Consider the following 681-nt stretch of genomic DNA (forward strand, 5'->3'; position numbering starts at 1 on the left):
GCTGCCAGTTGCAGCCGAGCGTGCCGCCGCCGATGAAGCTCGAGTCGAGGCCGTAGCCGACCGAGGCGAAGCCGGTGGGATCGGAGACGGTGGCGTCGTCGCTCCACGCGCCGCCGACGAAGCCGCCGACATAGCAGCCGGTCCACGAGAACACCGGGGCCACCATCGGCGGAGCCTTGGTGTGCATGCGCGCCGGCAGGTCGGCGGCGGAGGCGACACTGGCCATCGCCAGCACGGCGACGGATGCGAGCAGGATCTTCTTCACGAGACCCGACCTTTCGTTGATTGCGAGTGGGCGGACCATAAGGGCGTCGGTTGCGGCAAAGGTGACAATTCCGCAACATGTGTGACGCCCGCGCGCCAGCCGGGTTGTGTCGTACACCTTCTTGTTGAAAACGCCGCTCGCGGAGCCGGGCGCGGGCGCGTTTTGCGAGAACGCGCTGGGCCGAGGAGCCTCATCGTGGCGAAACGGTGGCGAGGCTCTGCCCCGTTCGGGCCGCCGCTCCGACCGGCCGGAATGCCGTGCGGGCGTGCGGGGGGAGGGAAACACACCCTCGGCGCCGAATCGCAGCGAATCGCGCGGTGACGGCGCGCCGGGAGCCCCGCCCATCGAGCCGCCGGAGGAAGGGGGGGGGGGGGGGGAAAAACGCGCGCAAAAGAAAAGCCCCGGGGGAGACCCCG

At 70.3% G+C, this 681-nt stretch carries 1 pseudogene; it reads right to left on the reverse strand.

The features are described from left to right. Nucleotides 1–265, reverse strand: a pseudogene (locus tag A33M_RS21515) (outer membrane protein); the annotation flags it as partial. Between the last annotated feature and the right edge of the window lie 416 nt (nucleotides 266–681).

The organism is Rhodovulum sp. PH10, assembly GCF_000293785.1.
Lineage (GTDB): Bacteria > Pseudomonadota > Alphaproteobacteria > Rhizobiales > Xanthobacteraceae > Rhodoplanes.